Below are 14,319 nucleotides of genomic sequence, written 5' to 3' on the forward strand. Positions count from 1 at the left end.
CTCGGGGGAAAACTTCTTTGACTTTCTCATGGCTCCGTCTCAAGTGTAGGAGCCTCCGGGAAAGCCGGCGCGGTTCAATGGCCGCCAGCCGTACAAGCTGACTCCGCTGGTCCTGAAGGTGTGGGCAGATGGCCGTGTAGAGGTTGCGAATTAGCGAGACAACTATCCCGTTTCAACATGGCCGTCGCCGTGTCCTCCTGACCACCGTGTTGGCCGGAGTGATCGGCTTCGCACACTCCGCGCCCACCATTGAAGAACGCAAGAGGCGAATCAAACGAATGGAGCAGCAACCTTCCCCCGAGGCACTCCAGCGGCGCGCTCGCTCCGAGGCCGTCCTCCAATCGGAGAGCGTGCCGATCAATGAGTATCTGCCCGTCATCGAGACCGAGAGCGAGGTCAGGCGGCGAACCAAGGAAGAGGTTGCACAGAGGGCGCTCTGCTTGCTGGTGGTCGCCGTGAAGGCCGAGGGGCTCGAGCAAGCTGTCGTGGAGCGGGTCGCATCGGCGTACGGCGTTTCCCCGTTCTTCACTCCGAAGGAGCGTGCCTTCTTCAAGTCAGACGCGCCTTCGCAGCATGACCGCGTCCAGTTCTCCTGGAGATACGAGGCTGCGTGGGCGTTGCTTTGGGCGCTCGGCTACGTCGAACGATTGTCCAAGCCCACAGCCATCTGCGAGGTAGCGCGAGCACTTCGCGTCATGCAGGAGCGATCCGCCAGATCCTTTGTTGGAGATGCAAGACTAAGGTCATTGGGAGAAATCCTGGATCAGGCGGACCGGATCTACCGATACCACTGGGCCGTCGTGGATGCTCGCATTCGTGGCCGGTCTTCGCCTGCGGGCCTCGAACCGGGAGTGGTGCTGGAGCGGCACTACGCCTTGAACTGGCTGATTGGCTACATGGGTCAGGAGTGGGATGAGGTCACCACTGACACCTGACATGGCAGTGGGACACCGCATCTCCCCCAATCGCAGGAGGCGCGCCCCACCGCCTGCGCGCTTACATTCCCGGGTCGTTTGCATGATGAGGTGGCGTCATGGCTTCATGCGCATACTGCAGCACCACGATCCTGTTCGGGGGAGCACGAAAACCATGACACCGCAACAAGTGGTCGCACTCGCGGCTCGCCTCTTTTCCATATGGCTCGGGCTCACTGCGATCCAGGCCCTGGGAATTGCCCAGGCCATGAAGGCCTCGGGCTCACCGGCGCCGACCTGGGTGCCGTACTTCATCGCCTCGATCTACCTGGTCGGAGCTTTGCTCATGTGGTTGTTCCCCATGTCCATCGCCCACCAGCTGGTTCCGCGTACGAGATTCGAAGACAAGCTGCGGCTGCCGGCGGAACAGGTCGTCGTCGTGGCGTGCGTGGTTCTCGGCCTGGCGGTCATTGTCCTGCGCGCCCTTCCGCCGCTCTCGGCGTACGTTTCCCTGGCCTCGTTCTGGATTGCGGGCGGCGCACCGCTTTCCAGCCTGGAGGCCTCGCGACATCTCGACGGGATCGCCGGGGTGGTTCAACTGTTGGCGGGAGTGATCCTGGTCGCGAAAGCCCATGCGATCTCCGCCCGGCTGCTGCTCGCGCCGGCGGAATCTGGCGAGGAGCGTGCCGGTGCGGTGTAAAGGCGCTCCCGGAGAGTGCCCACCGACCTTTCCGTAGAGAGCGAAGTGGGTTGCAGAACAACGACGCAGCCCGCGGAAGTCATCGGCGTCGCCTGGCGGCTCTGCCCCCGTCAATCTCGTTCGACTTGAGGGTGCGACCCACAGCACCTGAGTGGCTCAATACGGCCACTCATCTTCAGGGAGTCCGCATGCGCGTTTCCATCAAGCTTCTCGTCCTGGCCTTCGTCATGGCGCTCCTCGCCGGATGCGCCGCGCCGGTCCCCAAGATCGACGCCGCCCCGTCCGCCATCGCCAGCGTCAAGACCATCGCGGTGATCCGCTCGCCCGAGCCGAAGACCTACACCGTCATGAACTTCGGCCATCCGGGCATGGCCTTTGGCCTCATCGGCGGCGCCATCGCGGCCGCGGACCAGCAGAACAAGCAGGAGCGGCTGACCAAGGCCATGAAGGAGAAGAACGCCACGCCCACGTCCGGCGCGCTGGCCGACAGCATCGCCACCCAGCTCTCGCGCAGGGGATTCACCGCCAAGGTGGAAGAGGCTCCCTGGCAGGAGAAGGATGGGAACTACAGGCTCGATTTCGCGCAGATCCACTCGGACGCCGACGCAGTGCTCGTGGTGGCGCCGACGATCGTCGGCTTCATCGCCACCGGTGCGCTGAGCGACTACACGCCGACGGTCACGGCGGTCGTCACGCTCCTCGGCAAGGACAGGAAGGAGCAGGTGTACCGGGGATACCACGGGACGGGCTGGGCGCCCAAGCAGGAAGGGTGGAAGATGCGGCCGGCGAAGGCGGGGTTCGCCAACTTCGACCAGCTGATGGCGGATCCGGCCAGGACGGCCGGGGTGCTGAGCGAAGCGGCGGCGCAGATCGGGGAGTCCGTCGCGCAGGATTTGAAGCCTTGATGTGAGAAGCGCCGCGGGTGCGGCGCTTCCTGGAGACATGGATCCCGGCTTTCGCCGGGATGACAAGGGAGGGGGATGACAAGGAAGGCTGGACGACAAGGTGCTCTAGGCCTCCTCCTCCACCCCCATCCGCATCAACTCCGTCCCCGGCGTCCAGCTATACGTCTCCGCCACAGCCTCCGACGGAGACCCCTTCGCATTCACTGCCTGTCGATACGCCAGCGAGCTCTTGCCTTCCTCCGCCTCGTCCACGAAGCGCGTACCGTTCTTCCGCATCTGCGTCTCGGTCTCGACCACCTGGCGAACGAACTCGCGCTGGCTCTCGAACTGGATGAACGGCGGCAGGGCGCCGTTGCCCAGCAGCTCCGCCGGGTCGCGGCGCTCGATGTCCTTGAACAATTGCATGGCCGCCTGCAGGTGGCCCAGCTCGTAGTCCAGGAAGCGTTCCCAGATCGCCTTCACGCGCGGGTTGGTTTCCTGCGCCAGCGCGCCGGCGTAGTTCCACACCTCGCAGGCTTCCGCGATCACCAGCTTTTCCAGCACGCTCTCGTCCGGGTTCAGCATCGAGCCGTAGTGCGTGATGTGCTGCGACTCCACCGAGGCGATCTCGGCGTAGAGCTGGCGCGCCACCGGGTCCGCGAAGATCGGGCCGATGTTCATGTAGTAGTCGTGCGTCTGGTACTCGCCGCCGGTGAGCGTCAGCGCGTGCAGCTTGGTGGCGAGCGCCGCGTCGGGGCCGTAGGGCTCCACCAGGTCGTGCTCCGGCGCGCGGTGGTGGAAGAGCGTCGCGCGGGCCGGCACGATGTCGGTGTAGCCCTGGGTGATGTTGTTGGCGTCCTTGCCTTCCAGCCGGTCCAGCAGCGCGCTGTAGCGGTACAGGTGGTCGAAGTCCTCCAGCAGCGCGTAGCGGTAGGCCTGCGCCATGTAGTCGTCCGGTTCCAGCTGCGCCACCGAGGCCGTCACCTCGATCGCCGTCTGCTCGTAGCCGATGGTCGTCTCGATGGGCGAGTGGTCGGCGCCGATCAGCCAGTTGATCGTCGTGGCCTGGTGCTGCTCCACGCGCATCACCTGCGCGAGCGGCACGCGCGCCTCGCGGTTGCAGCGGATCGCCACCTGTTTCGTGCGCAGCGCGTCGAGCTCCAGCCCGTTCATCAGGATGATGCGCACGCGGGTGAAGGCGTCGTCGTCCAGCTTGCTGATCGGCTTGCCGACCATGTCCTTCCAGGAGAGTTTCTGTTTCGCCAGCGGCGTGCCCTTGTCCTTCAGCAGGTTGACCATGTTCGTTCCTCCTCAGACGGCCTCGGTGCCGGCGCCCTGCGAGACCAGCGCGGTGAGCCAGCCCTTGACGATGGCCAGGTGTTCCTGTTCCTGTGCCAGCGCGCCCAGGAAGCGGCCGGCCAGTTCCGGCTGGCCCGCGTCCTCGGCCAGCGAGATCAGCAGTTCCCAGCCGGCGTTGTCGGTCAGTTCGGCGGTGAGCATCGCGTTGAGGCACTGCGCCAGCGTCGTGCGCGGGTCGGTGAGCACCTGCACGATGCCCATGGATGCGGTGGCCGTCACGTCGGCGCAGGGCGTCATGGCCGTGGGGTCGCCCCCGAGCTGCTCCATGCACTGGCACAGCATGTGGAAGTGCGCGAGCTCCTCGCTGCGGATGCGTTGCATCGTTTCGACGGGGCTCTCGCCGCCCACGGGCGCGAGCGCGTGCATGCCTTCGAAAGAGAAGTCGAGCACGGTTTCGGCGGGCGGCAGCAGCTCGTCGCCGATCTGCTCCACGCCCTGGTACTTCAGCAGCAGCGCGTCGTACAGGCGCACGCCGGCGCGCTCGAAGGCGATGCGCTCGCCGATCTTGTCGAAGAAGATGCTGGGCTGCGCGCCTTTCAGCTTGGCGACGCCCGCTTTCAGCAGGCCCTTCATCGAGGCCGGCGGCGGGATGGAGCCGACGGCCTCCGCTTCGTTAATGTAGACCAGGCGCTCGGCCTCGGTGGCGCCGGTGTCGATGGGTCCCGGCGGCGCGAGTTCGTTGGTGGCCTGGTTCATGGCCTCGGTGCCGGCCGGCGAGAGCTTCGCGCCGGTGCGGTTCATGCCGATGGTGGTGGCTTCCATGGTTCCCCTTCGTGAATGTCAGCGCCGCCGGCGGCGGCTGTTGGCGTAGAGCAGCACGGCCACGACGGCACCGCCGATGGCCGCCTTGCGCAGGAAGCCCTGGCGGTTGTAGCGCCACTCGGCCGGCCCGCCCATCTCGCGGAACAGGTTGGGCACGTGGCCGCGCGCGAGGTCGTCGATGATCCCTTCCACCACGTTCACGCGGTCGGCGAAGAGCAGCATCAGCCAGTGGCGCAGGTCGTTCTCGCTGAAGCGGAAGGCGCCGGCGCGGATCATTCCCGACAGGCCCGAGGGCGGCACCGTGGTGCCGAAGACCGGCGTGAGGCCGGGGCGCTCGGTGGAGTGGAACACCTTGACGGTGCGGCGCTGCGCTTCCGGGGCGTCCCAGTGCACGTTGTGCAGGCGCGGCGGCGTGCGCTCCATCGGCACGGCGGGGCGGGCCTGCGGGTCGAGGTCGGCGCCCCAGCCGTTGATGCCCGAGGGCGGGCGGCGGCGCTGCTCCTGCGGGTCGGTCTTCTCGACGTAGATGGTCGCGTCTTCCGGATGGTTGCTCATGCCCGCCTCCGTTCAGTGCATCGCCGAGCGCGGCACCAGCACCGGCTTGATGCAGTTGTCCAGCTTGCTCGAGAAGATGTGGTACGCGTCGGCGATGTCTTCCAGCCCGAAGCGGTGGGTGATGATCTCGCTCGGCTTCACGCGCCCGGCCTGCACGTGCTCGATCAGGCGCGGCAGGTGGCGTTTCACGCTCGCCTGGTTCATGCGCATCGTCAGGCCCTTGTTCAGCGCGTTGCCGATCGGCACGAAGTTGAAGGTCGGCCCATACACGCCGACGATGGAGATGGTGCCGCCCTTGCGCGCCGAGTTGATCGCCCAGTGCAGCACGGTGGCGGCGCCGGCCTGCATCTTCAGCCGCACGCCGGTCAGGCGCTGCAGCGCGTTGCCCGCGGCCTCTGCGCCCACGCAGTCGATGCAGACGTCGGCGCCCAGCCAGTCCGTCATGCTCTTGATGTGGATCGCCATGTCGTCCACTTCCTTGAAGTTGACGATCTCGCAGGGCGCCCAGCTGCGCGCGAACTCGAGACGGTACTCGAGGTGGTCCACCACGATCACGCGGCCGGCGCCGAGCAGCCACGCCGACTTCGCGGCCATCAGGCCGACGGGCCCGGCGCCGAACACGACGACCGTGTCGCCTTCCTGGATGCCGCCCATCTCCGCCGCCTGGTAGCCGGTGGGGAACACGTCGGTGAGCAGCACCGCGTCGTCCAGGTCCAGGTCGGCCGGCAGCACGGTCGGGCCGACGTCGGCCATGGGCACGCGCACGTACTCGGCCTGGCCGCCGGCGTAGCCGCCCGTGGTATGCGAGTAGCCGTAGATACCGCCCACGGCCGTCGCTTCCGGGTTGACGTTGTGGCAGTTGGAGAACAGTTCCTTCTTGCAGAAGAAACAACTGCCGCAGAAGATGTTGAAGGGCACCAGCACGCGGTCGCCGACCTTGAGGTTCTGCACCGAGGGGCCGACCTCCTCGACGATGCCGGTGAACTCGTGCCCGAAGGTGCTGCCCACGCGCGTGTCGGGCACGAGGCCATGGTAGAGGTGCAGGTCCGAGCCGCAGATGCACGAGCGCGTCACGCGCACGATGGCATCGTTGGGGTGCTCGATCTCCGGCTCTGCCTTGTGGGTCGTGCGCACGCGGTAGGGCCCGCGGTAGTCCATCGCCAGCATTCGTTACTCCCTTGGTTTCATGCGTCCGGCCCATTCTCCGGAGACGAACGCGGCCTTGGTGCTCGCGGATGCATCCTGTAGCAATCGGCCCGGCTGCCGCGCGGTATGGGCCACAATGCACGCAGCGACCATGACGACAGTGAGCCTCATCGGTGCGCCGACGGACGTCGGTGCGAGCGTCCGCGGCGCCGGCATGGGCCCGGATGCGCTGCGCGTGGCCGGCATCGCCGAGGCGCTGCGCGGCCACGGCTTCGACGTGATCGACCGCGGCAACCTCGCGGGCCCGCCCAACCCCTGGAATCCGCCGGCCAACGGCATCCGCCACCTGCCTGAAGTCGTGGCGTGGAACCGCGCCGTGTTCGACGCGGTGTCGACTTCACTCGCGATGGGCCACGTGCCGCTGCTGATGGGCGGCGATCACTGCCTGGCCATCGGCTCGATCAGCGCCGTGGCGCGGCAGTGCCGCGAGGAGCGCAAGAACCTGCGCGTGATCTGGCTCGACGCGCACACCGACGTCAACACCGAGGCGATCAGCCCCAGCGGCAACATCCACGGCATGCCCGTTGCCTGCCTGCTGGGCCACGGCCCCGAGGACCTGGTGGGCTGGAGCGGCGAACGCGCGGCGCTGGACGCGGCGAGCATCGACTTCATCGGCATCCGCAGCGTCGACGCCGAGGAGAAGCAGGCGATCCGCCTGCTGGGCCTGCAGGTGTTCGACATGCGGCACCTCGACGAGCACGGCATGCGCTACACGATGACGGAGGTGCTGCAGGACGTGGACGAGGACACGCACATCCACGTGAGCTTCGACTTGGACTGCCTCGACCCGATGGAAGCGCCGGGCGTGGGCACCGGCGTGCGCGGCGGGCCGACCTACCGCGAGATGCAGCTGTGCATGGAGATGATCGCGGACACGGGGCGACTGCGATCGCTCGATGTGGTGGAGATCAACCCGGCGCTGGACGTGCGCAATCGCACCGCGGAACTGGCGGTGGAGTTCATCACGAGCTTGTTCGGGGCGTCGACGCTGGCGCGCTGACCGGAAACCAAAGCGGACACCCGGACGCAGAGGTCGCAAAGATGACGCAAAGGTCGCAAAAGAGAACCATGGAACAGGAGGAGAGGGTTCCTCCTTTTCATGGCTGTTCTTTTGCGACTTCTGCGAATCCTTTGCGACCTCTGCGTCCGGCTGTCCGATCCCGCCTTACTGCGGCTGCAGCCCGACCTTCTTCACCAGCGCCGCATACTTCGCCAGTTCGCTGCGGAACGCGTGTTCCGCCTCTTCCGGCGTGCTGATGCGGATGGTGTTGCCCATCTTCGCCTGGGCTTCCTTCACCGCCGGATCGTTGAACGCCGCCACGACGCCGTCGTGCGCCTTCTTCACCGCCGCGGGGCTCATACCCTTGGGCCCGATCAGCGCGAACCAGGCTTCCACCGAGAAGTCCTTCAGGCCCTGCTCGGCGAAGGTCATGATCTCCGGCGCGGCCGGCGTGCGCTGCGGCGCGAGCGTGCCGATCGGCTTGAGCATGCCGGCCTTGATCTGCGACTGCACGCTCGGCAGCGCCGCGGTGGCGAAATCGATCTGGCCGCCCAGCAGGTCGCCCACCATCGGGCCCACGCCCTTGTAGGGGACGTGCACGGCCTTCGTGCCGGCCGCTTCCATCACCAGTTCGGTGGCGAGGTGCAGGATGGTGCCGCTGCCGCCGGAGCCGAAGTTGTAGTTGCCCGGCTTGGCCTTCAGCAGCGCGAAGAACTCCTTCGCGTTGTTGGCCGGCATCCTCGACGGGTTCACCACCAGCACCATCGGCGTGGCGCCGACGACCGCGATCGGCGTGAAGTCGCCGGGCATGTCGAAGGGCAGGCTCTTCAGCACGCTGGGGAAGATCACGACGTTGTTCGACACGAAGGACAGCGTGTTGCCGTCCGGCGCCGAGCGCGCCAGCGTCTGCAGGCCCAGCACGCCGCCGGCGCCGGGCTGGTTCTCCACCACAACCGAGCCGTTGAGCGCCTTGCTCAGGGCCGGGGCGGCGGAGCGCGTGATCGCGTCGATGCCGGAGCCGGTGGCGTTGGGCAGCACGAACCGGATGGTCGACTGCGCCTGCGCGGCGAACGGCAGGCTGGCGGCCACGCCGGCGGCCGCTGCGCCGGCCAGGACCTGGCGGCGCGTGAGGATGCTTTGCTTCATTCTTGTCTCCAACGGGAAAGGGTGAAAAAAATTCAGGCCACCACGGCGCGCGCCCTCAGGTTCTCGATCTGGTCGGGGCTGAGGCCGAGCGACTGCAGCAATTCCTGGCTGTGCGCGCCGAGGCTCGGCGGGTCGAGGCGCACGCCGAGGCGTTCGCCAGCGAGGGTGAAGGGCAGCAGGGTGGTCTTGACCGTCTCGCCGGCCTTGGCGCCGTCGGGCAGGCGCACGTCGGCGAGTCCGCCGGTGGCGAGCAGGTGCTCGTCATCGTACAGCTCTTCCGGGCGCCGGATCGGCGCGAAAGGCAGCCCCGCCTTCTCCATCAGCGATGCCAGTTCCGCCGCGTCGCGATGCCGCAGGCGCTCGCGCAGGTCCTGCAGCAGACGCGGGCGCTGCTGCACGCGGTGGTTGTTGGTGGCGTACTCCGGGTCGGCCTTCAGCTCGGGGAAGCCCAGCACGTCGCAGAACTTCACCCACTGCGCGTCGCTCACGGCGGCCAGGAAGATCTGCTCGCCGTCCTTGACCGTGAACACGTCGTACACGGCCCAGGGGTTGTCGCGCGCGGGCATGGGCGCCGCGGGCTTGCCGGTGATCGCGTACTGCAGCATGTGCTGGCCGACCAGGAACACGTTGTTCTCGTACAGGGCCGACTGCACCTCCATGCCGCGGCCGGTGATGCCGCGCTGGATCAGCGCGCCCAGCACGCCGATGGCGGCGAACATCCCGCCCATGATGTCGTTGACGCTGGTGCCGGCGCGCAGCGGGTCGCCGGGGCGGCCCGTCATGTAGGCGAGGCCGGCCATCATCTGCACCACCTCGTCCAGCGCCGTGCGGTGGTCGTAGGGGCCGGGCAGGAAGCCCTTGCAGGTGGCGTAGATCAGCTTCGGGTTGATCTCGCTCAGCGACGCGTAATCCAGGCCGTACTTCTGCATCGTGCCCGGCTTGAAGTTCTCCGCCACGACGTCGGCGCTGGCGCACAGCTTGCGCGCGAGCTCGGCGCCCTCGGGGTGGCGCAGGTCGATGCCGATGCTCTTCTTGTTGCGGTTGAACATGGGGAAGAAGCCGATGCCGGCGCCGAGCAGGCGGCGCGAGTGGTCGCCCTCGATCGGCTCCAGCTTGATCACTTCCGCGCCCAGGTCGGCGAGCACCATGCCGCAGGTGGGCCCCATCACCATGTGGGTGAATTCGACGACGCGCAGGCCCTTGAGGGGCTGGGGTGGCGTGGCCTCAGGCATGGGCCACCTCCTTGCGCATGGTCTTCGGCAGGCCGGCCTTCCAGATGGTGCCGTGCGTGGGCTCGCCTGCCAGCCAGCGCACGATCTTGGCGCGCAGGGCCAGCAGCTTGTCGAAATCCAGGCCGGTCGCTATGCCCATGCTGTGCAGCATGTAGGTGAGGTCCTCGGTGGACACGTTGCCGCTCGCGCCCGGCGCATGCGGGCAGCCGCCGATGCCGGCGCTGCAGGCATCGAAGCGGCTGATGCCCAGCTGCATCGCCGCGTAGACGTTGGCCAGGCCGAGGCCGCGCGTGTCGTGGAAGTGGCCGCACACGAGGCGGTCGCCCGCGACGCGCAGCACGCGCTCGAACAGCGCGCTCACCATCGCCGGGTCGGCATAGCCCACCGTGTCGGCGAGGCCGACCGCGTCGACGCCCGCATCCAGCACGGCTTGCACCAGCCGCACCACTTCCTGCGGATCGACCGCGCCCTGGATCGTGCAGCCGAAGGCGGTGCTGATGCCCACCTCGATCTGCGTGCGCGATCCACGCGCGTCGCGCTCGGCGCGGATGCGGGCGATCTCGGCCACCACCTCGTCCGGCGTCTTGCGCAGGTTCGCGAGGCTGTGCGCATGGCTGGCCGACAGCGGCAGCAGCATCATTTCCGCGTTCGCATCCATCGCGCGCTCGGCGCCCTTCATGTTGGGCACCAGCACCGTGGCGCGCAGGCCGGGCAGCGTCTGCGCGAAGGCCAGCACTTCGGCCGTGTCGGCCAGCTGCGGCATCAGCCTGGGCGGGACGAAGGAGCCGACCTCGATCTCGCGCTCGCCGGCGTCGTAGGCGTCGCGGATCCATTCGATCTTGGCGGCGGTGGGGACGATGGTGGCGACGCTCTGCAGGCCGTCGCGCAGGCCCATCTCCCGCACCACCACCCGGCGCGGCAGGGTGCTCGCGGGGACGGGGGAGGAATGCATGGGGTGAGTTTAGAATTTCCGGAACGTTAGATCATCTCAAATCCGGAACGCTGACGTTCCGATCCGGAACACCTTGCGCGACCTCGACCTCACCACCCTGCGCCTGTTCGTCTCCGTCTGCGAGGCGGGCAACATCGCGCGCGCCGGCGAGAAGGCCAGCATCGTCGGCTCGGCGATCAGCAAGCGGCTGGCGCAGCTGGAGCACCAGGTGGGCACGCCGCTGCTGGTGCGCAAGCGCCATGGCGTGGTGCCCACGGCCGCGGGGCAGACGCTGCTGGAGCACGCGCGCGGCATGCTCGATGGCGCGAAGCGCATCGAGCGCGACATGGAGGCCTACGTGGCCGGCGGCCGCGGCCAGGTGCGCATCCTCGCCTCGGTGTCGGCGATGACGGAGTCGCTGGCCGACGACGTCGCCGCCTTCCTGCGCCAGCCCGCGCACGGCAAGATCCGCGTGGACATGGAGGAGCGCGTCAGCCCCGAGATCGTGCGCGGCGTGCGCGAAGGCCTGGCCTCGCTGGGCGTGTGCTGGGACGCCGCCGACGTGGGCGGGCTGCAGACCCGGCCCTACCGCAAGGACACCTTGTGCGTGGCCGTGCCGCAGGGGCATCCGCTCGAGGGCCGCAAGTCGCTGCGCTTCGAGCAGACGCTCGACTACGAGCACGTGAGCCTGCCCGTGAACAGCGCCGTGCAGGTGATGCTGCAGCGGCATGCGGCGCGGCGCGGCCGCACGCTCAACCACCGCGTGGTGGTGACCAACTTCGAGGCGGCGCTGCGCGTCGTGCGCGCCGGGCTGGCGATCAGCCTGGTGCCGCGCGAGGTGGTGCCGCCCGGCGCCGAGTCCCTGGGGCTGCGCCTCGTCCCGCTGGCCGAACCCTGGGCCGAGCGGCGTTTCATCCTCTGTCATCGCGAGGGCCAGGCGCTCGCACCGGCGGCGCAGCTGCTGGTGGACTACCTGGCCGCGCAAGCCCCATCATGAATTCCAGCCTGGACCTCGGGCCCGCCCCGCGCATCCTGTTCCTCGCGCGCAGCGGCGACGCCGTGCGCGCGCAGCTCGCCGGCCGCGATCTCACGCGCGATGCCGCCGGCGCGCTGCGCGACGACGTCTCCACCGACGAGATCTCGCCCGTGCGCATCATGTCGCACTACGACGATTCGCTCGCGCGCTTTCCCTATACCGGCTTCACCGCCGAGGACGGCACGCGGCCGATCGGCGTCGGCGCCGTGCAGGCGGCGGGCTTCCAGGTGACGGTGGCCGGACGCCGCTACGGCAAGGGCTCGTCGCGCGAGCACAGCCCGGCGGCGGAGAAGCTGGCCGGCGTGCGGCTGGTGATCGCCGAGAGCTTCGAGCGCATCTACCGGCAGAACGCGGACAACATCGGCCTCTTCACGTCGACGGACTTCGGGCTGGTGGAGCGTCTGCAGCGCGGCGAGGCGATCCCCGTCGACGAGCTGGTGGCGGGACGCGACGCGCTGGCGGCGGCGATCCTGCGGGCCGGCGGCTTGCTCGCCTTCGGGCAGGCGCACCTGCGTTCGGCGCAGCCCGCCGAGGCGGCGGCCTCCGCGCGGCCGCTCACGCTGTTCGAGAAGATCCTGCGCCGCCACCTGCTGCGCACGCCGGTGACGGCGCAAGATCCGCAGCGGGGCGAGGGCGCCTTCGTGCGGGCCGACTGGCGCTTCATCCACGAGTACTACACGGGCATGGCGGCGCACATGCTGCATGCGGCCTTCGGCCGGCCGCTCGCGCTGCGCGATCCGCAGTCCATCATCGTCTTCGAGGACCACACGTCCTACGTCGGCGAAAGCCCGGCGCACGTGGGCACGCCGCTGCTGCCCAACATGCGGGCGATGTGCGCGGCGCAGCGCGCCTTCGTGGCCGACTACGGGCTGCGGTCGCACCGCACGCTGACCGAGGACGAGGCGCGCGCGGACGACGGCAGCAACGTCGCCGGCATCTCGCACGCGATGATGGCCGAGCACTACGCGCTGCCCGGCCAGCTGGTGGTGGGCACCGATTCGCACACGCCGCACAGTGGCGCGCTCGGCTGCGTCGCGTTCGGCGTCGGCACCACCGACATGGCGAATGCCTTCGTCACCGGCGCGGTCCGCATCACGGTGCCGCAGGTGCTGCGCATCGAGCTGCAGGGCGCGCTGCCTCCCGGCGTGGCGGCGAAGGACGTGGCGCTGCACCTGCTGCAGCTTCCTTCCATCCGCGCGGGCGGCGGGGTCGGCAAGGTGTTCGAGTTCGCCGGACCGGCGCTGGCGGCGCTCTCCACCGACGAGCGCGCGACGCTGACCAACATGACGGCGGAGCTCGGCGGGCTGACGGGCATCGTGGCACCGGATGCGGAGACGGTGCGCTTCCTGCGGGAGCGGCGCGGCGTCGCGTTCGCGCTGCAGCCGTGGATGAAGAGCGACCCCGGCGCGACGTACTGCGAGGTGATCCGCGTCGACTGCAGTGCGCTGTCGCCGATGGTGGCGCGGCCGGGCGATCCCGGCAACGGCGTGCCGCTGTCCGAAGTGCGTGAGCGCGTGCAGGTCGACATCGCCTACGGCGGTTCCTGCACGGCCGGCAAGCGCGAGGACTTCGACCAGTACCACGCGGTGCTGGCCTGGGGACTGGAGCGCGGGCTGAAGGTGCCCGAGCGCGTGCAGCTGTTCCTGCAGTACGGCACGACGGCGGTGCGCGACTACTGCGTCGCGCGCGGCTACGACCGCACCTTCGCGGCGGCGGGCGCACGCATCCTGCAGCCTTCCTGCGGTGCCTGCGCCAACTGCGGGCCGGGCTCGTCCACCGATGCGGGGCAGGTGACGGTGAGCGCGATCAACCGCAACTTCCCCGGCCGCTCGGGGCCGGGGCAGGTCTGGCTGGCGAGCCCCGCGACCGTGATGGCCAGCGCGCTGGCCGGCGAGCTCAGTTCCTGGGCGGAGCTGCAGGCGCGTCCGCGCTGAGCAGGCCGCGCTCGGCGAGCGCGGCGCGCACGTCGGCGGGGCCGGTCACCCGCACCGCCTGCAGGCCGAGCGCGCGGGCCGCTTCGATGTTGGGCCGCAGGTCGTCGAACAGCAGCACCTCGGGCGCCGGCAGCCCGATCGCGTCGAGCACGTGCGTGAACGCGGCCGGGTGCGGCTTGCGGTGGCCGATCTCGTAGGACGCGAACACGCGCCTGAAGCGCGGCAGCAGGCGCGGGAACGCGCGCTGGATCTCGGCGACGTGGGCGGCGTTGGTGTTGCTGATGGCATAGCAGGGCACGGTGGCGCGCAGCGCGTCCAGCATGCGCACCGTTTCCTCGATCTCGCCGACGAAGATGGAATTGAACCCCGCCTGCACGTGCGCGAGTTCACAGTCGAGCGCGAGCAGTTGGCGCAGGTGGGCGAAGTAGCCGTCGTTGTCGAGGTGGCCGGTCTCGTGCTGCTGGAAGGGCTCGTCGGCGGAGAAGGCGGCGCGCAACTGCTCCGCAGGGAGGCGCGAGTGCGGCGCCCAGGCCGCGATCGCCCGGGAGAAGTCGATGTCCAGCACGACGCCGCCGAGGTCGAAGAGCACGGCGCGGGTGGGGGCGGAGGCAGGAGGCATCGCGCGATTGTCCCCGGCCCGCGCGGGCTTCGGCTAAGGTG

14 protein-coding genes are annotated in these 14,319 nt (G+C 68.9%); 6 read left to right on the forward strand and 8 right to left on the reverse strand.

Going from position 1 to position 14,319, the window contains the following annotated elements; genetic code table 11:
- The first annotated feature begins 278 nt into the window (after window positions 1-278).
- From ACY0MJ_RS18250 to ACY0MJ_RS18260, 3 genes are all read left to right on the forward strand, one after another.
- Window positions 279-935: a DUF4272 domain-containing protein gene (locus ACY0MJ_RS18250; RefSeq protein ID WP_462639962.1), complete on the forward strand. Its 657-nt coding sequence runs from the start codon at window positions 279-281 to the stop codon at window positions 933-935.
- Between the two features lie 106 nt (window positions 936-1,041).
- A complete protein-coding gene (locus tag ACY0MJ_RS18255; protein ID WP_462639963.1) occupies window positions 1,042-1,614 on the forward strand; it encodes a hypothetical protein in 573 nt (190 codons plus the stop codon).
- A gap of 188 nt (window positions 1,615-1,802) precedes the next feature.
- Window positions 1,803-2,519, forward strand: a complete 717-nt coding sequence (locus tag ACY0MJ_RS18260) for a hypothetical protein (protein WP_462639964.1) — start codon at window positions 1,803-1,805, stop codon at window positions 2,517-2,519.
- Between the two features lie 105 nt (window positions 2,520-2,624).
- Here the strand turns inward: ACY0MJ_RS18260 and ACY0MJ_RS18265 are convergent, their stop codons facing one another.
- Genes ACY0MJ_RS18265 through ACY0MJ_RS18280 form a run of 4 tightly spaced genes read right to left on the reverse strand, consistent with a single transcriptional unit; the run spans window position 2,625 to window position 6,341 of the window.
- Window positions 2,625-3,797, reverse strand: coding sequence for a hypothetical protein (locus ACY0MJ_RS18265; RefSeq protein ID WP_462639965.1), 1,173 nt, complete (start codon window positions 3,795-3,797; stop codon window positions 2,625-2,627).
- Between the two features lie 12 nt (window positions 3,798-3,809).
- The gene (locus tag ACY0MJ_RS18270) at window positions 3,810-4,619 is read right to left on the reverse strand and encodes a ferritin-like domain-containing protein (protein ID WP_462639966.1); all 810 of its coding nucleotides are present in this window, start codon (window positions 4,617-4,619) and stop codon (window positions 3,810-3,812) included.
- Between the two features lie 18 nt (window positions 4,620-4,637).
- Entirely contained in the window at window positions 4,638-5,174 is a 537-nt protein-coding gene (locus ACY0MJ_RS18275) for a hypothetical protein (RefSeq protein WP_462639967.1), read from the reverse strand.
- 12 nt (window positions 5,175-5,186) lie between these two features.
- A complete protein-coding gene (locus ACY0MJ_RS18280; RefSeq protein ID WP_462639968.1) occupies window positions 5,187-6,341 on the reverse strand; it encodes a zinc-dependent alcohol dehydrogenase in 1,155 nt (384 codons plus the stop codon).
- Between the two features lie 130 nt (window positions 6,342-6,471).
- Between ACY0MJ_RS18280 and rocF the strand changes: the two genes are divergently transcribed.
- Window positions 6,472-7,380 carry an arginase gene (gene rocF, locus ACY0MJ_RS18285; RefSeq protein WP_462639969.1) on the forward strand — a complete coding sequence of 303 codons (909 nt, stop codon included), beginning with the start codon at window positions 6,472-6,474 and terminating at the stop codon, window positions 7,378-7,380.
- A 165-nt stretch (window positions 7,381-7,545) separates the two neighbouring features.
- Here rocF and ACY0MJ_RS18290 read toward each other — a convergent pair whose 3' ends face one another.
- From ACY0MJ_RS18290 to ACY0MJ_RS18300, 3 genes are read right to left on the reverse strand one after another with little or no spacing between them, the layout of a single operon-like run.
- A complete protein-coding gene (locus tag ACY0MJ_RS18290) occupies window positions 7,546-8,526 on the reverse strand; it encodes a Bug family tripartite tricarboxylate transporter substrate binding protein (RefSeq protein WP_462639970.1) in 981 nt (326 codons plus the stop codon).
- Window positions 8,527-8,558: 32 nt separating this feature from the next.
- Complete coding sequence (locus ACY0MJ_RS18295; protein ID WP_462639971.1) at window positions 8,559-9,758, reverse strand: CaiB/BaiF CoA transferase family protein; 1,200 nt, start codon at window positions 9,756-9,758, stop codon at window positions 8,559-8,561.
- Window positions 9,751-10,710, reverse strand: coding sequence for a hydroxymethylglutaryl-CoA lyase (locus ACY0MJ_RS18300; protein ID WP_462639972.1), 960 nt, complete (start codon window positions 10,708-10,710; stop codon window positions 9,751-9,753). Before ACY0MJ_RS18300 ends, ACY0MJ_RS18295 begins: the two co-directional genes overlap by 8 nt.
- 73 nt (window positions 10,711-10,783) lie before the next feature.
- On the opposite strand from ACY0MJ_RS18300, the gene ACY0MJ_RS18305 reads away from it, so the two are divergent.
- A complete protein-coding gene (locus tag ACY0MJ_RS18305) occupies window positions 10,784-11,686 on the forward strand; it encodes a LysR family transcriptional regulator (protein WP_462639973.1) in 903 nt (300 codons plus the stop codon).
- Complete coding sequence (locus tag ACY0MJ_RS18310; RefSeq protein WP_462639974.1) at window positions 11,683-13,659, forward strand: aconitase family protein; 1,977 nt, start codon at window positions 11,683-11,685, stop codon at window positions 13,657-13,659. Before ACY0MJ_RS18305 ends, ACY0MJ_RS18310 begins: the two co-directional genes overlap by 4 nt.
- On the opposite strand, the gene ACY0MJ_RS18315 is transcribed toward ACY0MJ_RS18310, so the two are convergent.
- Window positions 13,622-14,278, reverse strand: a complete 657-nt coding sequence (locus tag ACY0MJ_RS18315; RefSeq protein ID WP_462639975.1) for an HAD family hydrolase — start codon at window positions 14,276-14,278, stop codon at window positions 13,622-13,624. The genes ACY0MJ_RS18310 and ACY0MJ_RS18315 overlap by 38 nt on opposite strands.
- Window positions 14,279-14,319: the final 41 nt, after the last annotated feature.

It is taken from the genome of Ramlibacter sp. bp-362 (assembly GCF_054956735.1).